Origin of the sequence: Sphingobium sp. PNB, assembly GCF_019873065.1 — a bacterium.
GTDB lineage: Bacteria > Pseudomonadota > Alphaproteobacteria > Sphingomonadales > Sphingomonadaceae > Sphingobium > Sphingobium fuliginis.
On record NZ_JAINEZ010000093.1, the window covers coordinates 1 to 19,296 of the forward strand.

Here is a 19,296-nt window from a genome sequence, read left to right on the forward strand (position 1 = left end):
ACCCGGCACCATGAACCCGCCGCGACAATCTGTTCTCATCCTGATAGTCGCTGACCTCTCACCCAGATCGTCGCGCTATAGATATGGCAACGTGCCACGCGCTTCTTGATGCAGCTTTCCGCAAGCTAGACCGCGCATGGGCCATCGCTGCGGAGGCGCAGAATGAGGGGTAGGCCGCGCTCGGTAGCGCCAAAGATCGAAGCCCGCGCCCTCGCTATGCGCATGTCGGGCCAGCATGTGAACAAGTCGCGCATCGCCCGCGAACTTCATGTGCCGCTGCGGACTGTGTTCCGCGTTCTGCGAGGCGCCCAGGCTTGAATTATGTCATATTATGCGGCGCTGGTTTTCCATGTAGTTGGTATGCCCCATGGCAGGCCAGCAAAATACAGGAAGGTTGCAGGGAAAGCCTGAGAACCTGACCAATGCGGGCAAGGGGCGCAAGAAGGGTGTCCCGAACAAGACGACCGCGCTTCTGAAAGACGCGATCCTGCAGGCCGCTGAAAAGGCTGGCGGCAAGGATGGCCTTGTAGGCTATCTGACCACGCAGGCAACCGCAAATCCGCAATCATTCCTGCCCCTTCTCGGCAAGGTTCTGCCCATGCAGATCACCGGGGAGGATGGCGGCCCGATCAAGGTCACCCGCATCGAACTCGTCGGGGTCTCCCCGGAATGACGGCGGCTCAGATCAAAATCCCCGCCAAGCTGGTGCCGGTGTTCGAAGGCGCGGCGGACGTTCGCGGCTCGCATGGCGGACGTGGCTCCGCAAAAACCCGCACCTTCGCCCTCATGACCGCTGTGCGCGCCTACAAATGGGACATGGAAGGGCGTCAGGGCATTATCCTATGCGCCCGCCAGTTCATGAACTCGCTGGCCGATTCGTCGCTTGAGGAGATCAAGGCGGCGATCCGCGAGACCGAATGGCTGCTGCCCCACTTCGACATTGGCGAAACCTACATCCGCACCAAAAGCGGGCGCATCAGCTATTCATTCGTCGGTCTGTCCCGGAACCTGAACAGCATCAAGTCGAAGTTCCGCATTCTGCTGGCGTGGATCGATGAGGCCGAGCCTGTCACCGAAGAGGCATGGGTCAAGCTGATTCCGACGCTTCGTGAGGAAGACAGCGAGCTTTGGCTGACATGGAACCCTGAGCGCAAGAACAGCGCGACCAACCAGCGCTTCCGCCATGCCAATGACAATGATCCCCGCGTCAAGATCGTGGAGATGAATTGGCGCGATAACCCGTGGTTCCCTGACATCCTCAACCGCGTGCGCATCAAGGATCAGACAGAACGCCCGGATCAGTATGGACATATCTGGGAGGGTGAATATCTCACTGTCATTGAAGGCGCCTACTACGCCAAGCATCTGACGCAAGCACGGACCGATGGCCGTGTGTGCCGGGTTGCCGCCGACCCCTTGATGACGCTGCGAGCCATCTGGGACATCGGCGGTACGGGCGCCAAGGCGGATGCAACCGCGATCTGGATTGTCCAGTTCATCGGCAAGGAAATCCGCTTTCTCGACTATTATGAAGCGGTGGGTCAGCCCCTCGCAACCCATATCCAATGGCTGCGGTCCAATGGCTACGAGAATGCCCTGTGCATCCTTCCGCATGACGGGGCGGCGCATGAGAAGGTCTATCAGACGACCTATGAAGGGGCGCTGCGACAGGCGGGATTTCAGGTTGAGGTCGTGCCTAATCAGGGCGCTGGCGCGGCTATGCAGCGGATTGAGACTGCCCGCCGGCTGTTCCCGCAAATGTGGTTCGATGCGGACAAATGCTCTGGCGGCCTCGATGCCATCGGCTGGTATCACGAAAAGCGCGATGAAGAGCGCGGCATTGGCCTTGGACCCAATCACGATTGGTCGAGCCATGGCGCCGACGCCTTCGGGCTGACCGCCGTTTCCTATCGCGAGCCGAAGTCGGCACGTCCCATCTCTTATTCTAGCAGAGGCATTGCATAATGGCTGGCGCGCCCGACATCACCTTGGCTTTCGAGAATGAAGGCCCCGACATGGACACGCTGGTCAACTTCCTGATGGAGGAAGAGCGGCGCGCTGAAGACGGTACGTTGCAGGAAGAGCGCGAAGTCGCGATCGACTTCTACAACGGCGAGCCTTTCGGGGATGAGGTAGACGGCCGCTCGCAGCTTGTGACCCGCGATGTGGCGGAGGTCATTGATTACATGACCGTATCCCTGCTTCGGACCATGGCCAGCGGGGACAAGGTTGTTGAGTTCGATTGTGCTGAGCCGCCGCGCCGAATCGAGCGCGACGAAAAGGGCAACCCAATCCCTCAGCCGCCGTCCATTTCTGAACAGGCTACGATGGCTGTCACCCGCGAGTTCATGCAGGGGCAGGACGGCTATCGCGTTCTTCATGACTGGATCAAGGCGGGCTTGCTGGAGAAATCCAGTGTCGCCAAGGTCTGCGTGGAGCCTCAGCCGCCAAAACGCCGTGAGGCTGTGTTGTCGGTTGATGAAATGTCCGCCATGACTGAGCAGGGTGTGCAATTCATCGCCTCTGATCAGAGGGATGGTGAGGGCCAGCAATGGAGAGTTGCATGGCTTGAGCCTCAGCCTCCCAAGTTCCGCGACTATGTGACGCCCAACGAGGAGTTCGGCGTAGCATCGGATGCCCGCGATCTGGACAATGACTGCATCTACAATGTGTTCAAGATGCGCAAGACGCTCAGCCAAATTGCCGCAGAAGGATATGATGCGTCTGGCCTGTGGGATGACGGCAATGAATCGCTGACCACGCTCTCCTCTGTCCGCGACGATGGGCAGAATGAGAACATCGTGGACTATCGCACGGGCGCCAATCGTGCCGTGTGGTTCCTTGAGGAATATGCGCGCTATGACCTGAACGGCGACGGCATTGCCGAGCTTCTGAAGGTTCACCGAGTCGGCAAGACCATTCTCGATGTCGAGGAAGTGGATGAGCAGCCCGGCGTCGTCTGGTGCCCCTTCCCCATGCCTGGACGGATCACGGGTCAGTCGCTGGCCGACAAGGTGATGGACATCCAGCGCACGCGGTCGGTAGCTCTGCGCCAGACGATGGACGGGTTCTACTTCTCCAACAACCCTCGCATCTGGATCAATGAATCGTCCATCGGTGACACAACAATTGACGACCTACTCACCAGCAATCGGCCCGGAGGACTCGCGCGCTGGATAGGGTCGATCAAGCCCGAAATCAGCACAAGCTCGTTCGATATCGGTTCCGGCATCACGCTCATGGAGACGCTGAACGGTGAGAAGGAAACCCGTACCGGCATTACCCGCCTCAATCAGGGGTTGGATGCTGACGCGCTGAACAAGACCGCCACTGGAACCGCCCTCATGCAGGCGCAAGGGCAGCAGATCGAGGAATATCTGGCCCGCAACTTCGCTGAAGCCTTCGCCCGGCTGATGCTGAAGAAATACCATCTGATGCGTCAATACGGTCGCCCGTTCGAAATGATCATCGACGGTATGCCGGTTGAGATTAAGCCGCGTGAATGGCCGGAAGAGATGAATGTCGTTGTTCGAGTTGGACTTGGATCAGGACGAAAGGACCAGCGCCTACAATACCGCACAATGCTGCTGGAGATCGCCCAGGCCGCACTGCAAAATGGCTCTCGTGTGTTCACGGACACGAATATCTACAACAATATAAAGGGCCTGATCGCAGACGCGAACCTTGGTAACGCCCGCGATTTGGCGACCGATCCCGATAGCCTGCCCCCGGCCGAAGAGAAGCCCGACCCCAAGATGATGGAGGTTCAGGCCAAGTCGATGCTTGAGGCTCAGAAACTTGACCAGCAAGCGCAACAAGCGGCGTTCGACAATGAATTGAAGGCGCGGCAGCAGGAACATGACGCGGCGCTTGCAGCCCAGCGGAACGAATATGATCTTGCATCGAAGCGCGAGAAGTCGGCGCTGGAGCAGGATTTGGCGCGGCAGAAAGCCGAGTTCGAGGCGTCCCTCGCTCTTCGTCAGCAGCAGTTCGAAGAAGACATGGCCGAACGGCGCTTCGCTTTCGATCAGGAAATGGCATCGCGGAAGGCGGAGGCTGAGGAAGCGCTGCCCAAGAAGCGGCCAGGTGGAGATTTGGACAAGTGAGCCGCTATTTCACTCGCCCTCGCTCCCTGGAGCGCATTCAGGACGACTTCTGGGACAATGAGGCCCCTCTCCTGCCCAGCGTCAGCGTGCCGGATCACGAAGCGACTGACACCGGCATTCTGGACCGCCACGGGGACACGATCTGGCGCGCCCCTAACCCCATTGGCTTCGGCCGCAACGAGGAATGGTGATGACCCCAGCAGAACGCATGAAGCGCGCCCACGACGCGACAGCCGCAATGGAGGTCATCGCGCCCATCATCGATGCCCTGCGCTCCGAATATATGGCGGCGCAGATGAAGGCGGCGATCGATGAGCCGCACAAGCCGGACAAGATCATCAAACTCTCGGTGGCTCAGCGCGTGATCAACACCGTCGAAAGCCATCTGCGCGCCGCCATCGCTGACGGCGGGATCGCTGCGCAGGAGAAGAACCGCGCCGACGAGATTGCGAACATGCCAGAAGCAAAGCGCCGCTGGCTGTAGTGGAGTGAAGAAAGATGGTCGATGAAAGCACGCTGGAGAGCGTCCTTGGTCCGGAACTGGATGTCATGCTTGGCGAGGACGGCCAGCAGGAAGAAGAACAGGAGCTTATCAGCGAAGATGAGCTTTTGGGCGAGGAAGCGGGAGAAGCGTCGGAAGACGATGCCGAATCCGGCGAGGAAGGTGAAGAGGGCGAGGAAGCCGCTGCGCCTGCGGTAGAGGCACCGCATAGCTGGTCGAAGGAAGACAAGGCGATATTCGCCGCGCTCCCTGCCGAGGCGCAGGCGGTGATCCAGCGGCGCGAGACCGAGCGCGACAACTTCGTCAAACAGAAGGCTTTCGAAGCGTCCAATACGCGCACTCAGGTCGCCAACGAAGCCCGCGACATCATCGTCAAAATGCATGAGGAGCATGCACAGAAGCTCAACGCCTATGCCCAGATGCTTCTGCCGCAGCCGCCCGATGAAAGACTGCTTTACAGCGGGAATCAGGATGATGTAATTATCTATCAACGCCAGATGGCGGCATACCAGCGATCGACTGACCAGCAACAGCAGTTGCACCAGCAGATCGCTCAGGCACAGGCCGCCGCACAGTCTGCGCGGGAACAGTCGCAGCAAGCCGAACGTGCGTCGGATGCCCAGCGGTTGCAGGAACAACTCCCGGAATGGTTCGACCCATCCAGCGGCCCGAAACTGCGCGAACAGTTGCATTCCATCGGCGCGGAACTCGGATATTCCAGCGAGTTGATGGCTGAAGCCTCTTCCGCCGACATCATCGCTTTGAAAAAGGCTTCCGAATGGAAAGCTGATGCGGAGAAATACCGCGCTCTCATGGCGAAGAAGATGGAGACGGTTCGAGCCGCCAAGGATTTGCCGAAAATGGCACGTCCAGGCGTAAAGCCAAGCAAGCAGCAAGCGAATGCCGCTCGTAGTCAGCAGGCATGGGACCGCCTCAAGGCCAATCCCAAGGACGCCGACGCCGCAGCAGCATTTCTGGGTCTCTGAGCAGCAGTTTCCCCGTCGCGATGACGGCACTGCCCTTTGAAGGATTTTTTCAATGGCTGTTCCAAGCAATACCATCCAGGCGGTTGGCCGCGTCGGCATCCGCGAAGACCTCTCCGACCGTATCGGTGAACTGTTCCCCGACGATGCGCCCGTAAAGCGCGCCATCGGCACCGGCCCCAAGGCCAAGCAGGTTTACACCGAATGGCAGACCGATGGCCTGAAGGCCGCCAATGGCGACAACAAGGCTGTGCAGGGCGATGATCTGGCGAACGAAAGCCGCCCGAACACCGTCCGCGTCGGCAACTACACGCAGATCATGACCAAGGTCATAAGTTCGTCCACGACCATGGAAGCGTCTGACGCTGCCGGCCGTCGCTCTGAGCTGGCGCGTGAATCGATGAAGGCTCTGAAGGAAATTCAGACCGACCTCGAAACCCGCATCTGCTCCAAGTCGCCTGCCGTCCCGCCCACGGCCTCCGTCGCTGGTGAAATGGCCGGCATGCTGGCGTGGATCAAGACCAACGACAACCGGGGCGCTGGTGGCGCCGACCCGACCTATTCGGGCGGTGCATCGGGCTATCCCAGCGCCGCCATGACCAACGGCACGCTGCGCACCTATGCGGAATCGCAGTTGAAGACGGTCCTGGCAAGCGCGTGGGCCGCTGGCGGCAATCCCAAGCTGGTCGTCACCAGCATCGGCCTGAAGCAGACGGCGGCGACCTTCGCGGGTCTCGCTACCCAGCGCCGTGAAGCGGGCAACAAGCGCCTGACCATCGTCGCGGGCGCCGACTTCTACGTGTCGGACGTGGGCGAGGTGCAGTTTGTGCCGAGCCGCTTCACCACCGGCCGCGATGCGCTGGTGATCGACCCCGATTATTGGGAACTGGCCTATCTCGACCCGCTCCAGCCGCGTGAACTGGCGGTCACCGGCCTCGCCACGCGCAAGGCCTGGTACATGGAAGTCACCATGCGTTCGCTGAACGAAGCCGCTTCCGGCGCCGTCTGCGACATCCAGCAGTAACCGATTGAGGGGCGGGCTTCGGCTCGCCCTTCTCCTTTGGAGAAGAGATTATGACCACCGCAACCGACAAGCCCGTCAAGGTCCAGTGCGTCACGCACAATGTTGCCCTTGGCTCCGTTCATGCCGTCACCCGCGACAAGGAAGTCATCAGCGATGACGAACTGAACAAGGGCGACACCGCCGAGGTCGATGCCGATCTGGCGAAGTTCCTCATTGAGCGGGAGCAGGTGAAGCGTGTCTGAACGCTGGGAGCTTATCGACCATTGCGCCGAAACCGGCCTGCGCAAGTGGATGAACTATGAGGCGGACGGCGACCAAATCCAGATCGCCTATGATCAGGATCGTGCCGCGCAGAATGTCATTCTCGACCGCAACAAGGCCACTCAGGCCGATGGCTTCGATAAGCGCTCGGACATGTGGCACGCTGCCCATATCCCCGTTGGCGTCATGTACGAATGGCTCGTGAAGCATGGCGTCAACGCATGGGACCCGGCGCACATCGATGGCGTCAAGCGGCTCCTGAACGACCCGGAGTATCGATACCTCCGGGTCAACCATTTCATCATGTGAGGCTAGAAATGCGCAAGATCATTGCCTTCATCGCCCTTCTGGCCTCGCCTTCGGTCGCGATGGCACAGCAGGCCGTCAGCGGCATCTACACGACCGCCACCCCCACTCTTTCGGATGGACAGCAGCGGCAGTTGCGCCTTGATAGCGCGGGCGCTCTGGTGACCAGTTCGGCCGGTTCGGGCACAAGCTCCGGCCAGGTGCAGGGCACGCAGGCCGATAGTGCTACTGCCGTGGGCAACCCGGTCAATGTCGCCGGTCGCTATACCTCCACCCTGCCCGCCCTCACTAATGGCCAGAGCGCGCAACTGCGGCAAAGCATCAACGGCGCCCAACTGGTTGCCCAGACGCCGACGACCGACGCGAATATCGCCATCGTGCCGGTTGCTTCAACTGCGGTGGAAAGCAACCGGGTCTTCAAGGCGTCGGCAGGCAATCTCTATCGGTTGTCGATCACCTCTGGCGCGTCTGCGGGCTATCTCATGGTGTTCAATGCCACGACCGCCCCAGCCGATGGCGCTGTGACGCCGCTGGTTTGTCGCGCCATCGCCGCCAGTTCGACGCTGACCATTTCCTTCTCTGACTTTCCCGCTCGCTTCTCGACCGGCATCACGGCGGTTTTCTCCACGACCGGCTGCTTCACCAAGACGGCGAGCGCCACGGCCTATTTCGAGGGCTATACTCAATAAGGGCGCGACAATGGGCATTTCCCTTGATGTTATCGTCCCCGGCACCATCGGCAACTATGACGATCTGGTCGCCATGGTGGGCAACTGGCTCGACCGTGACGACCTGAACGACCGCATCCCGGAGTTTGTGTCGCTGCTGGAGGCGCGGCTCAACCGGCTCCTGCGAACCGTCATGCAGGAGACGCCCGTAACTTGGGCGATCACGGGCGAGGAATATGCGCTGCCCGATGATTTCCGGAAGATGCGCCGCATTTATCCCGCTGGACAGCCTAACCGCCCGCTTGCGGAGATTTCGAGCAGCCAGCTTCCGGATTGGGCCTATTCCGGCTTTGCGCAGGTCTATGCCATCGAAGGGCGCACGCTGCGCTTCTCCCCTGCCCCAACGGCAGACGCCCCCCTGACGGTTCAGGCTGTCTACTGGCGCCGCATTCCGCCTCTGGGCAGCTTCCAGCCCACCAACTGGATATTGGACGAGCATCCTGACATTTACGTCTGGGGCGCGCTCCATCAAGCAGCGACCTATATCCGCGATCCCGACGCCATCGACACATGCAAGGCCTATCTGGATGAGGCGATAGCGGAGGTGCAGTCGGCATCCCGCAAGGACGCCTGGGGCGGCCCCCTGGCCCCGACCGTTGCCCGTCAGGTTCGGGGAGCGCGCTGTTGAACAAGCGCTTCCCTTTCGGCCCTCTGGAGCCTGACAAGCCGCTAAGCCAGTCGAGGGCATATAATGTGTTCCCGGCAGCGAACGGCTATCGTCCGGTCAAGTCGCCAGCCACCTTTGCCGCCACGCTGGCAGGGCTGATCAACGGCGCCTCCTATGTGTCGTCCGATGGCGTGGCATCCATGATCGCGGGAACGGCAACGAACCTCTATCGCTATGACGGCACGAACTGGAATAGCGTTCTCGGCAGCCTCACCGTATCGGTATGGAGGTTCGCGCAGTTCGGTGATTTGGCGATAGCGGTCAATGGCGGGGCGCCGGTCAAATATGACCTGACGGCAGGAACGGCTGCGACATTGGGCGGGAGTCCGCCTGTCTCTGATCTGGTGGCGACGGTTCGCGATCAGGTGTTTCTTGCGGGCGATCCCACGGCGCGGAATACGCTCGCCATCTCAGGCTATAATGACAGCGAAGGATGGACGGCGGGCACGAACCAATGCCTCTATGTCCCATTCCCCGCTGGCGGCGATATTATGGGCCTGGCCGGGGGTGAGACTGGCATCATCCTCCAGCAGAACGCCGTCCGTCGCGCCACCTATAACGACGATGGCGTGACGTGGTGGACCTTCGATGAGATCGCCAGCGACGTGGGGTGTATGGCCAAGGGTTCGGTTGCGCGAGCCGGACAGTTGGTGTTCTTCCTGTCCGAAGAGGGCTTCAAGGTTTGCGACCGCAACACGGTGCAGCCGATCGGCCTGGAGAAGGTCGACCGCGAGTTCTTCAGCCTCTACAGCCGCGACGACATCGCCAGAATGACCAGCGCGGTAGACCCTCGCGCTACCACGGTCATGTGGGCTATCCCCGGCATTCCCGGCCGCATTTGGTGCTATGACTGGACGCTGGGAGAATGGTCGACCATCGATACATCGCTGCGCGCGGTGTTCTCCGGGTTCACGTCCAGCCTATCGATCGACGCTCTCGACGCGCTCTATCCCGGTGGCATCGACGCCATTCCCGGATCGCTCGATGCCGATATTTTCTCAGGCGGCAACCCTCTTCTGGTGGTGGCCAGCAATAGCGGCGCGGTGCGGACGCTCTCAGGCCCCAATATGGCCGCATCGTTCGTGATCAAGCCTACGGAGATAGGCGACGGCATGCGGGTTCGTATCAGGGGCGCCCGCGTCGTCTCCGACGCCGTGCAAGGCACTGTCACGGTCGACGTCCGCGCCCGTGCTGGAGACGCAGAGCATAAGGTCGTCTCAGGTGGCATCCGCGATAATGGCCGTGTGCCGCTGCGGGCGAATGGACGCCATGTGGGCTTGCAGGTCGACATTCCGGATGGTGCGGTGTGGACCTATGCCTTGGGGCTTGACGTCGAGTTCGAGACGGAAGGCGTGCGCTGATGCTGCCTCTTCCCCCCACGCCTCCGTCCATGGCCACGCTCCCGGACTGGTGCCGCAAGGTCGTGGGGCTGATTAATGGGCTTCTCAAGGGAGCCGTCATGCGGGACGGGGCCACGATCTACACCGCGCCGACGATCAGCAACCCGCCGACGCAGGCCGAAGTGCAGGCTATCGCCAATGCTCTACAGGCGGTTTCCGAGAGGCTGAAGTGATGCCGCCCGGATGGTCGGAATATCAGCGCTTCCGTTCCGGCTTCATCTCCATTCTTGACCCTGAGCTTTATACCGAATCATGGTTGGACGGAGAAGTATGGAGTGGAAGGTTTCGGCTTTTCTCGCACGCAGATTCTGCTATTCTGGTTTCGCTAAAGGCATATCCCACAGGCGTTCGTGAGATGCATGTCGAGGCAGCAGTCGGGGAACTGAGCCAGCTTATCGGGCCAACCATCCTCCTAGCCGAAAATTGGGCACGTTCGATCGGGTGCAGATTTGCCCGGATCGAATCTAGGGAAGGTTGGTCACGGGTCATGAAGCGCAAGGGCTATCTGCTATATCAGACGGCAATCCGGAAGGAGCTTTCCTGATGGGCCTCAGTAGTTCAAAGACGACCACCGGCCCGTCAAAAGCTGCGATGCCTTACCTGCAATCCGCCTCCAGTGCCGTGCAGAACGCCTTTGCCGGCAACCAGGGCAACGTGAAGGACATCACGAACAGCCTCAAGGGGACGTTCGACAGCTATTCGATCGACAATCCGACGCTGACCGGCGCGCGAGGTTATGTCGATGATGTATTGGGTGGAAAATATCTCGACGCCGGGAATCCGTATCTGGAAGGCGTGATCAACACCACGAACAACAGCGTTGCCGATCGCGTGAACTCACTGTTCAGCCGCAATGGACAAACCGGCTCGTCGCGACAGATCGGGGAGCTAGGCACTCGCCTTGCCGAAGCCGAGAATAACCTGCGCTACACCGACTACAACAACGAGCGGGATCGTATGGCGTCTGCCGTATCTCAGGCGCTCGGCCTCAACAGCGCGACGAATGAGAATGTGCAGACGAAGGCCGGGTTGGGCGCAACCACGGCTGGATTGCCCATGCAGGACGCTCTGGCGCTCGCTCAGGCCCTTGGCGGCCTGTGGGGGAATAGCACGACCACGAAAACCAGCGGGGGGCTTGGTCAGGCGTTGCTACAGGCTGCTGGCGCGGCCGCTGGCGCCTACGCAGCATCGGACCCGGCATTGAAGCACAATATCGAGTGGGTAGGTGTTCGCCATGATGGCTTGGGCCTCTATGTCTTCGACTATATCGATCCACCCAGCGACGAAATTGCCGCTTTCATGCCCTCTGGCCGTCATGCCGGCGTGATGGCCGATGAGGTCGCAATTTTGCGCCCCGATGCCCTTGGGCCTGTGATCGACGGCTATCAGACCGTCAACTATGGGGTGCTGTGATGGCGATGTTCGGCGGTTTCAACAGGTCGCGCTCGCCTTTCCAGGCACAGCCGCCTTTGACCACGCCCGGCATAGGCGATGGCCTGCCCGGTGCTACGCCCATGGGCAGCTATATCAGCCCTGAGACCCGCTCCATTCTCGATAACGCCCCGTCTGCCAAGCCCGGTTTCGGCACCAAGGATGTGATAGGCATCATTGGCGATGCCCTGTCGGCCGCTGGTGGTGGGCAAGGCGTCTATACCCAGATGAAGTTGCAGGACCGCCAGCGCCAGCGGATGCTGGAGCAGGCCCAATTGCAGCGACAGGCTGAAATGCAGGATTGGGTGGCGAAGCAGCAATGGGAGCGGGCCAATCCGAAGCCTGTGAACAACGATACGGCCAACGACTTTTCTTATATTGAGCAAACGCTTGGCCGCGATTCCGCGCTTCAATGGCTCAAGAACAAAACTGATCCCATCGTCAGCATACCGGTGCCGGGGGGCACCTATCTGGGTCCGCGCTCTGGAATGGGCACGGTTGCGAAAGGAGGTGGTCAATCTTCTGTCGGTAATAGCGCGCCGCAGGCTGCTATCGACTATCTCCGCAGCAACCCGTCTCTGGCGGATCAGTTCGATGCGAAATACGGGAAAGGCGCGGCTGCGGCAATTCTGGGAGGTGCGCCCTCGCAAGGGGGCGCCACCTTTCCCTGATCCTATGGGCGCTCCAGGCACGATGACCAGCGGACGACGCACGCCTGAGGGCAATCGGGCGGTCGGAGGGGTTCCGAACAGCCATCATCTAACCGGCGATGGCGTGGACTATTCCGGCACGTCCGTTGCGGCGCTCAAGAGCTATTTCGGCCCGAACGCACGCTACCTCGATGAGGGCAACCACATCCACGTCACCCTGCCCGGCTATGGTCGGGTTCCTTACTTTGGCAAGCGCGGTACAGCGGGGCTTCGATAATGGCGCAGCAGAGCAATCCTTTCGATCAGTTTGACGAAACGCCCGCCCCTGCGGGACAGATCATTCGCGATCCTTTCGCGCAGCGTCGGGAGGACAGGGCGGATCGCAATGACGCGCGTGCTGAGCGCCGGGAGGATCGCCAGGACCAGCGCGAAGCTATCATGACCCCCGCGCAGCTTGAAGCGCTGCGACTGGACAATGAGAAGAAGCGCCGCGACCTTGCCGCACAGCAGGCCACCGCCACACCTGAGCAGCAGAAGGCGCAGGCGACCCTCGCCAATGACGAAATTATCGCCGCGATCCAGCGGGCGAAAGCCGACCTCCAGAATGGTGGCGCTGCAGGTTATTGGGCGCGCCTGCCTGAAATGTTCCAGCCGCAGTCTGCGATCAATCTCAGTGGCTCGCTCAATACGATCGCATCGCGCCTGACGCTGGATAAGCTGGCGCAGCTCAAGCAGGCATCCCCTACCGGTGCATCGGGCCTTGGCTCTCTGACCGAGAAGGAAGGCGCGCTCCTTCGCGACAGTGTTGCAGCCTTGGGGCAGACGCAGGACCCGGCAAGGCTCATGGAGAGCCTGAACAATGTCGAGAAGCACTATCGAAACGTGATGGCTCTCTCCAATGGCGAGGACTATCGCGATCCGAAGGTTGCGGAGCGCTATGGGATTGTTGCCGGACCGCCGAAGATCGGCACGGGCAACTCTCCCTTGGAGGTTGATCCCAGCGGCGGCAATGTCGGACCGAATCCGGCACTAAAGGGCGTGAACGATGAGGTTCGCGCGCTCATCGGCATGGGGCGCCCCGTCGAGGAAATCCGCAATTATCTGCGCTCCAAGGGGGTCGATGACAGTCAGACGCAGGGGTTGGATGCCGCCACACAGTTCATCCGGGAGAACCCGTCTGAGCGTGGCAAGCCATACCGGGGCGATGTGTCCGTAGACCTGATGCGGACGGCTAATCCCAATGCCTTCGGGGCGCTGTCCGCTTCGCCGGTCGGGTCCTATTTCAGTGGAGCGGCAAACGGATTGTCAGCTGGGTTCTCCGATGAACTTGTTGGCGGCCTTTCTGCGCTTGGAGGCGGTGATTACACGCAGGCGCGCGACGCTTTTAATGCCAAGAAGGGCCTCCTTGCGCAGGCCAATCCTAATGCAAATCTGATTGGCAATGTCTCGGGGGGCGCACTGGCGCTCGCCGCGCCCGGCGCAGCGCTCTCGCGGCTCGGTATCGGTGGCGCGGCAGAGGCTTCCACCCTCGCTCCCCGCCTTCTTGCCGAAGACGCACTTTACGGCGGACTCTATGGTGCTGGCGAGAATAACGACAATCGCCTGTGGGGCGGCTTTACTGGCGCGCTGGAAGGGGCGGCTGGAGGTGCTGCTGGCCGTGGGGCATTTCGCGGTCTGGGCATGGCGTTTCGCGGCGCTCGTGGCGCGACTTCGGACGCGGCGCGCTATCTCCGCGAGCAGGGAGTGCCGCTGACGCCGGGGCAGGCTGCTGGCGGTCGTCTGAAGACAAGGGAAGATCGCCTTTCTGGGTTTCAAGGCATCGGAGATCGCATCGGTGAACTGCGCCGCCAAGGGCTAGAGGGTTTCAATGCTGCCGGTTTCCGGCAAAATCTGGAACCTATCGGAGAGCAAATCCCGCCCGGTCTGCTGGGAGAGGAGGCGGTCGAAGCAACGCGCGGGGCTGTCGGTCGCGGATATGACGCGGCGTTGGGTGGCCGCACATTCGATGCCAATGACCCACAGTTTGTCACCGATCTGGGGCGTAGCCTTTCTGATGCTCGCGGCCTTCCCGCTATCGGGGATCAGGCAGAATACTCCATTCAGCGCAGCATAGAGCCTTTCATCAGTCCGAACGGAACGATGAGCGGTCGCGGTATGCAGCAGGCCAGCCAAGAGTTGACGCGGCGCGGAACTCGTTTCGGCAACTCGCAAGACGCAGTTGGACCAGACGCAGCGAATACCCTGTCCGACGCATTAGCGGCGATTGAAGGGCTGGTAGAACGCCAAAGCCCTGGCACGATTGATGCCTTCCGCGCCGCCAATGGCGCATATCGCGGCGGACGGGTGCTGGAGGATGCAGTGGGCGCAGCGCGCAACACCGGCCTTGGCCTGTTCACCCCTGCCCAACTAACGAACGCGGCATATGCCAATGCCCGCCGTTTCGGTGGCAGGCAGTCCACGACTGATCGACCCTTCTTCGAACTGTCGCGGGCGGGACAACAGGTTTTGCCATCGACAATCCCGGACAGTGGGACAGCCGGTCGCGCCAGCGGGCCTATTCGCGATGCCGTGCGGAATGCGATCAATGCGCCGCTATATTCGGACACGGGGCGTCAGGCAGCAGAGACGTTCTTTCTGGCGCCACGGCCGGCTGCGGTTGAACGGGTCGGGGACATCATGGTCAATCGCGCCCGCATCCCTGGCATGTTTGGGAATGCCTTAGCGCTGCAATATTATGGGGGTCAGTAGGAGTTGACGATCATGATGCCTGTGATTAGCAGGCCGCCCCACAACCCCCATGCCGCGATCTTCCCGAAGCGCTCCCATCGGCGCAGCTTAAGGTCGGGTTCGTATGTCTGCGTGCGCGGGTTCCAGTCGAGCGGGATTTCCGTGCGGCGGCCTTTCCAGTCCCGATATTCGAACATGAGGGCGCGCATGCCCGCAAATCCCGCTGACGCGGCGACTATCTGCCAGTTGATGTCCACGCCCCACCCCTAGCCTATCTGAAAGGAAACGACAAATGCCTGAGCATTGGTCCGACTGCGCGCTTCACAGCGGCCCCGCCCGCTGGCCGCGCCAGTGCAACTGCGGCGGCTTCATAGACGGCAAACCACGCGGGTCAGGGTCGTATCCATCGGGTTATAGCCCTTCCTCGGCATGGCGAAGGTTTGTCCAGTTGTGGACATGGCGCGCAGTTTTTCTACATGAAAATCTCGCCACCCCGGCTTTAGCCCGCTTGTCTGCCATGCGCTCAAGGTTAGCTGGCCGTCACGGTCATAGCCCAGAAGATGGGGTTCGATAGTCCGCATCTCGTTCTTGTAGATAAACGACAAGACCAGCTTGTGCCTGATCGCATTCGCAATCTGCTGTTCTGACATAAATCACCCCCGAATCGCCCCGCCATTACGGCAGAGGAGCAAACGGGAGTCGAGTCAGGCCCTATTCGGCGGGGTGGATATGCCGATGCTCCCGTGCCTCACGCGCTCTGCGGCTACCATTCCAGAGATACAGGTACAGACCGCCGGTAACGACGACCGCCACAATGGCAGGGGCCATTTCTGCTAAGGTCATATCTCGTCCTCCGAATCGATCAGGTCGTTCATCTGCACGGCCACGAATATAAGGGCCACGCCTAACAAAATCCATATGGCGGCAGTGAGGTCCGTCATGACCAGAAAAAGACGCGCCAATCCGGCACCCAGCAGCGTCAGGCCGCCATTACCAACCAACGTTGAGCCGCGCTTGATCTTCTCGTTCCAGCGGACGGTGCGCATATCTTTCATTCGGCCCTGCCATCCTTCAGCATAGCCTCGCGGACGGCGATTTCCTGCTCGATCCGGCGCTTCTCTTGGGCAATGGCGTCAATCTGCTGCGCAGCAATATTCATCCGATCGTTCAACATCGTTAGCCTTATTCGTAGCTCATCTATTTCCTGTGTCTCGGCCGCTCCCAGGGCCAGCGAAAGGATAGAAACCACCTCAGAGTTCATACTCCTTCCATTCGCTTCAGCGCGGGCTTGGAGCTTGTCCCGCATCCCATCAGGAAGGCGAACAATGAATTTGTCGGCAGTGCGGCTCGGCGGCGGAATCGTCATGGCGAAGCCGTAGCGCAATCATCGCCAAAATAAAATTTAGCTTTTTGATGGCCATGCTATTGACGTGCCATTAGTGGCACTGTACTACTGTGGCCATCACACGAAAGGAGGTGAATTGGAATGACAGCTACAAGCCGCACTTCTGACAAATTTGTCGTGCGCCTTCCTGATGGCTTGCGTGATGAATTGAGAAAATTAGCCATCGCTCGGCACCGCTCAATGAACGGTCAGATGGTGGCGATTTTGGAACAAGGAATTGCCGCAGAGAAAACGGCGTCGGGTCAGCCCTGAGAAAGCACCCGACGCCTTATCAAACAGAAGGAAATCCGAATGACAGAAGTGCTTTTAACACCTGCGCTGATCGATGGCGAGTTCAGAATTCTCGACACCGATCTTGCGAAGCGGCTGGGCTTTGAGCGCCCCCGTGACATTCGCAAGCTCATCACCCGCTGGAAGCCGGAACTTGAGCGCATGGGAATTTGCGCCATGGTGTCGCAAAATCATGCGAGCGGGCGCGGTCGTCCCACGATGGAATATTACCTGAACCGCAAGCAGGCGATTTTCATCACGGCCAAGTCCGAAACCCCGGAAGCAACCGACATCACCATCGAAATCATCCACCGCTTCGATGAATATGAAGTCGGCCGCGCCTCTATCGCGCAGCAATCCCGGCTTGACCCGCCGTTCAACACCAAGACCCATGACGAATGGAGCATGGAGGAGATGCGGGTCAAAATCGCGGAGGTAAAGCTTTACACCAGCACCATGACCCCATCGGCGGGCGCTTGGATGCTGGAGCGGCTTGGTTTCCCCATGCCGCCTGTCGAGCTTCTGCCTGACTGGATGCGCCAGCGCGACATGTTCAGCAGCGTCCCGCCCGGCAGTGTGACGATCACCGTCACCCCTGATCGCACCGACCACTAAAAACAGAACGGCGCCGGTCTTGACCCCCGGCGCCGCTCCTAACCCTCAATCGATCTGAACAGGAGATCGACCATGGCTACACAGCCTCATACATCATCGCGCCGTTCGTTCCTAGCCGCTGCTGCACTGGCGCCGGTTGTTATCGCGGCTCCTGCCATCGCAGCACCCGCTCCGGATTATATGCAGCGCCTTTACGAACTCGACCTCTGGACGGCGCAGTTGGAAAACAGCGACGTTCCGGACGAAGAATGGAACCGGTGGGAGGTGGAATCATCCCGCCTCTGGAAAGAAATCGCTGCACTTCCGGCCACCCCTGAAACTGCCAAGATCAAGGCGCGCTGCATTCACTCGATATGCAACGGCAGGCTTGAGGACGTGATCCACGGCCACTCAACATCGGAAAGGCTAGCTCGCCAAGTGCTGACGATCTTGGGCGCTGCGACTTAACAACCGTCGACCGGCGGCCTTCGGGCCGCCATTTCTCCCCTTCCCTATCCCCGCGATTCTGCTACATTATCGCCATCACTCGGGAACTGAGCCGCCGCCATTGGCCGCGCGCCAACCATCCCTAATCCCAACATTGCGAGATCGCTGCGGAAACACCGCCTCTCGCCGGATTAGGAATGAAGCATGGCAGTTTCGGACTGGAGTACCGATCCAGCGGCAAACACCTCGGTAGGCCCCGTCAACATCGCGGAAGGCTGCCCTGCTGCGAACATGAACAACATGGGCCGCGAGATCATGGCTCAGGTCAAGGCGTTCGTGGATAGTCTCCCAGCCGCCTATCAGCCGAAAGACGGGTTGCTGACCGCCCTTGCCGCGCTGACCACCTCCGCAGATCAACTTATCTACGCAACCGGTGCCGACGCATTCGCGCAGACGGCGCTGACCGCCTTCATGCGAACGCTGCTGGACGATGGGGACGCCGCGACCGCATGCCTCACGCTTGGGGCGGTCCGGGTTGCCGGGCTGTCTCTTGGCAATCCCGGCTATGTCCGGTTTCAGGTCGGCGCATCCTCCTATTTTCAGGTGGCGTGGGGCAATCAGGTCGTCAGCGGTAACGGCGCGACCTCAATCGGCTATCCGGCCGCATTCCCGAATGCATCGTGGCCGATTATCTCCGGCGTGGGTGAGTTTTCCACCAGCGCCCAAGACAATAATCCTGCGGTCCAGAGCGCTACCGCGTCTGGCTTCACCATCTACAACGCCAGCAACGCCTGCACGGCTTGGTGGATTGCGGTGGGGTACTGACGATGCCGCTATTCCACGTCTTCGATCTGGTCGACAACCGCCGCACGGGCGTTCCCATGGCTGGAGTGCAGGTCCGCGCGAAATTCGATGATACCGACACCATCGCGCCGATCTATGCGGATCAGTCAGGCACGGCATTTAGTCCACCGAATTACTGCGTCACCGATGCGGATGGGATGTATTCGTTCTACATCGATTCCGGGGAGTATACCCTGGAATTTCTCGTTGGCGATGTCGTAGAAAAGACCATTCCCGATTTCCGACCGGCAGAGGTTGGCCCTTCCGGTCCCGCGAACAGCACGTACAATACAACAGCGGAGATTGAGAGCGCGGATGTCTCGAACGTCAGCGCGATTCTGGCTGAAGTCGGCAAGGCCGGCACCTTCACCACGCGCGATTATGTCGACTTCACCGCGCAGGTTGCGGCTGACAGCGGCAAGGTCAACTATATCCGTTCCGTCTATGACCCTACCAAAGTTTGGGTGCGAACGTCTATCCTGAGCGATGCCGCAAGCAAAACTGGGGCATCGTCAGGCCTAACCGTCGATGCTGAACTGGCGGCCAAGGCGACCTTGACCGGTGTGGCGCGGACGGCCACCAATCTGGGCACTTTCGCCGGCTCGACCATCCCCGACAATTCGACGGTCAAGGCTGCTCTGCAAGCGGTGGAAACGGCCGTCGAGAACACGACCGGGAACGCGGCAACCAAGGTCAACGCAACCGCCGTGGGTGTAGCCGCGACCGAATCCAACATGGGCACCACCCCCGGCTCCATCCTATCGGACAACGGGACGGCCAAGCAGTGGTTTCAGGAGAGCGAGGCGGCGATAGAGGAAGTGGCCGCTACGGCGAACGCGGCTGTAACGCCTGCCGTCCTGCAAGGCGCTCTGGGTTCTCGCGAGGCCAATGTCCTCGACATTTCCGGTTGGGACGGCACTGGCGCAAACGACATGGCGACCGGCTATCAGGC

At 60.4% G+C, this 19,296-nt stretch carries 27 protein-coding genes; 23 read left to right on the forward strand and 4 right to left on the reverse strand.

Going from position 1 to position 19,296, the window contains the following annotated elements; translation table 11 throughout:
• Window positions 1-162: 162 nt before the first annotated feature.
• From K7W03_RS28385 to K7W03_RS22545, 18 genes are all read left to right on the forward strand, one after another.
• Window positions 163-318: a helix-turn-helix domain-containing protein gene (locus tag K7W03_RS28385; protein WP_222887363.1), complete on the forward strand. Its 156-nt coding sequence runs from the start codon at window positions 163-165 to the stop codon at window positions 316-318.
• Between the two features lie 76 nt (window positions 319-394).
• Window positions 395-673: a hypothetical protein gene (locus K7W03_RS22465; protein WP_222887364.1), complete on the forward strand. Its 279-nt coding sequence runs from the start codon at window positions 395-397 to the stop codon at window positions 671-673.
• Window positions 670-1,965, forward strand: coding sequence for a PBSX family phage terminase large subunit (locus K7W03_RS22470; protein ID WP_222887365.1), 1,296 nt, complete (start codon window positions 670-672; stop codon window positions 1,963-1,965). Before K7W03_RS22465 ends, K7W03_RS22470 begins: the two co-directional genes overlap by 4 nt.
• The gene (locus K7W03_RS22475) at window positions 1,965-4,106 is read left to right on the forward strand and encodes a hypothetical protein (RefSeq protein WP_222887366.1); all 2,142 of its coding nucleotides are present in this window, start codon (window positions 1,965-1,967) and stop codon (window positions 4,104-4,106) included. Before K7W03_RS22470 ends, K7W03_RS22475 begins: the two co-directional genes overlap by 1 nt.
• Complete coding sequence (locus tag K7W03_RS22480) at window positions 4,103-4,297, forward strand: hypothetical protein (protein ID WP_222887367.1); 195 nt, start codon at window positions 4,103-4,105, stop codon at window positions 4,295-4,297. Before K7W03_RS22475 ends, K7W03_RS22480 begins: the two co-directional genes overlap by 4 nt.
• Window positions 4,298-4,314: 17 nt before the next feature.
• The gene (locus K7W03_RS22485) at window positions 4,315-4,590 is read left to right on the forward strand and encodes a hypothetical protein (RefSeq protein WP_222887368.1); all 276 of its coding nucleotides are present in this window, start codon (window positions 4,315-4,317) and stop codon (window positions 4,588-4,590) included.
• Between the two features lie 14 nt (window positions 4,591-4,604).
• The gene (locus K7W03_RS22490) at window positions 4,605-5,594 is read left to right on the forward strand and encodes a hypothetical protein (protein ID WP_222887369.1); all 990 of its coding nucleotides are present in this window, start codon (window positions 4,605-4,607) and stop codon (window positions 5,592-5,594) included.
• A 52-nt stretch (window positions 5,595-5,646) separates the two neighbouring features.
• The gene (locus tag K7W03_RS22495) at window positions 5,647-6,615 is read left to right on the forward strand and encodes a DUF5309 family protein (RefSeq protein WP_222887370.1); all 969 of its coding nucleotides are present in this window, start codon (window positions 5,647-5,649) and stop codon (window positions 6,613-6,615) included.
• Window positions 6,616-6,665: 50 nt separating this feature from the next.
• Window positions 6,666-6,857, forward strand: coding sequence for a hypothetical protein (locus tag K7W03_RS22500; protein WP_222887371.1), 192 nt, complete (start codon window positions 6,666-6,668; stop codon window positions 6,855-6,857).
• Window positions 6,850-7,185, forward strand: a complete 336-nt coding sequence (locus K7W03_RS22505; RefSeq protein ID WP_319024337.1) for a hypothetical protein — start codon at window positions 6,850-6,852, stop codon at window positions 7,183-7,185. Before K7W03_RS22500 ends, K7W03_RS22505 begins: the two co-directional genes overlap by 8 nt.
• An 8-nt stretch (window positions 7,186-7,193) precedes the next feature.
• Complete coding sequence (locus K7W03_RS22510; RefSeq protein ID WP_222887372.1) at window positions 7,194-7,871, forward strand: hypothetical protein; 678 nt, start codon at window positions 7,194-7,196, stop codon at window positions 7,869-7,871.
• 10 nt (window positions 7,872-7,881) lie between these two features.
• Window positions 7,882-8,538, forward strand: a complete 657-nt coding sequence (locus tag K7W03_RS22515) for a hypothetical protein (RefSeq protein ID WP_222887373.1) — start codon at window positions 7,882-7,884, stop codon at window positions 8,536-8,538.
• 65 nt (window positions 8,539-8,603) lie between these two features.
• Window positions 8,604-9,938: a hypothetical protein gene (locus K7W03_RS22520; RefSeq protein ID WP_222887374.1), complete on the forward strand. Its 1,335-nt coding sequence runs from the start codon at window positions 8,604-8,606 to the stop codon at window positions 9,936-9,938.
• Window positions 9,938-10,150: a hypothetical protein gene (locus tag K7W03_RS22525; protein ID WP_222887375.1), complete on the forward strand. Its 213-nt coding sequence runs from the start codon at window positions 9,938-9,940 to the stop codon at window positions 10,148-10,150. Before K7W03_RS22520 ends, K7W03_RS22525 begins: the two co-directional genes overlap by 1 nt.
• A gap of 370 nt (window positions 10,151-10,520) precedes the next feature.
• Entirely contained in the window at window positions 10,521-11,390 is an 870-nt protein-coding gene (locus tag K7W03_RS22530) for a hypothetical protein (protein ID WP_222887376.1), read from the forward strand.
• A complete protein-coding gene (locus K7W03_RS22535; protein ID WP_222887377.1) occupies window positions 11,390-12,079 on the forward strand; it encodes a hypothetical protein in 690 nt (229 codons plus the stop codon). The genes K7W03_RS22530 and K7W03_RS22535 overlap by 1 nt, the downstream gene beginning before the upstream one ends.
• 4 nt (window positions 12,080-12,083) lie before the next feature.
• Entirely contained in the window at window positions 12,084-12,335 is a 252-nt protein-coding gene (locus K7W03_RS22540; protein WP_226870421.1) for a D-Ala-D-Ala carboxypeptidase family metallohydrolase, read from the forward strand.
• A complete protein-coding gene (locus K7W03_RS22545; RefSeq protein WP_222887379.1) occupies window positions 12,335-14,806 on the forward strand; it encodes a hypothetical protein in 2,472 nt (823 codons plus the stop codon). Before K7W03_RS22540 ends, K7W03_RS22545 begins: the two co-directional genes overlap by 1 nt.
• Here K7W03_RS22545 and K7W03_RS22550 read toward each other — a convergent pair.
• The 4 genes from K7W03_RS22550 to K7W03_RS22565 all read right to left on the reverse strand — a co-directional run bounded on the left by K7W03_RS22550 (window position 14,800) and on the right by K7W03_RS22565 (window position 16,169).
• Window positions 14,800-15,042, reverse strand: a complete 243-nt coding sequence (locus K7W03_RS22550; protein WP_222887380.1) for a hypothetical protein — start codon at window positions 15,040-15,042, stop codon at window positions 14,800-14,802. The genes K7W03_RS22545 and K7W03_RS22550 overlap by 7 nt on opposite strands.
• A 111-nt stretch (window positions 15,043-15,153) precedes the next feature.
• Entirely contained in the window at window positions 15,154-15,435 is a 282-nt protein-coding gene (locus K7W03_RS22555; RefSeq protein ID WP_222887381.1) for a WYL domain-containing protein, read from the reverse strand.
• 189 nt (window positions 15,436-15,624) lie between these two features.
• Window positions 15,625-15,840 carry a hypothetical protein gene (locus K7W03_RS22560; RefSeq protein WP_222887382.1) on the reverse strand — a complete coding sequence of 72 codons (216 nt, stop codon included), beginning with the start codon at window positions 15,838-15,840 and terminating at the stop codon, window positions 15,625-15,627.
• Entirely contained in the window at window positions 15,837-16,169 is a 333-nt protein-coding gene (locus tag K7W03_RS22565; protein WP_222887383.1) for an Arc family DNA-binding protein, read from the reverse strand. Before K7W03_RS22565 ends, K7W03_RS22560 begins: the two co-directional genes overlap by 4 nt.
• Window positions 16,170-16,271: 102 nt before the next feature.
• Between K7W03_RS22565 and K7W03_RS22570 the strand changes: the two genes are divergently transcribed.
• The 5 genes from K7W03_RS22570 to K7W03_RS22590 all read left to right on the forward strand — a co-directional run.
• Window positions 16,272-16,442, forward strand: a complete 171-nt coding sequence (locus tag K7W03_RS22570) for an Arc family DNA-binding protein (protein ID WP_222887384.1) — start codon at window positions 16,272-16,274, stop codon at window positions 16,440-16,442.
• A 39-nt stretch (window positions 16,443-16,481) separates the two neighbouring features.
• A complete protein-coding gene (locus K7W03_RS22575) occupies window positions 16,482-17,075 on the forward strand; it encodes a Rha family transcriptional regulator (RefSeq protein ID WP_222887385.1) in 594 nt (197 codons plus the stop codon).
• A gap of 72 nt (window positions 17,076-17,147) precedes the next feature.
• Window positions 17,148-17,522: a hypothetical protein gene (locus tag K7W03_RS22580; protein ID WP_222887386.1), complete on the forward strand. Its 375-nt coding sequence runs from the start codon at window positions 17,148-17,150 to the stop codon at window positions 17,520-17,522.
• A 183-nt stretch (window positions 17,523-17,705) separates the two neighbouring features.
• Window positions 17,706-18,326 (forward strand): hypothetical protein, encoded by a 621-nt coding sequence (locus K7W03_RS22585; RefSeq protein ID WP_222887387.1) that lies wholly within the window; start codon window positions 17,706-17,708, stop codon window positions 18,324-18,326.
• A 2-nt stretch (window positions 18,327-18,328) separates the two neighbouring features.
• A partial coding sequence (locus K7W03_RS22590) for a hypothetical protein (protein WP_222887388.1) occupies window positions 18,329-19,296 on the forward strand: 968 nt, incomplete at its 3' end.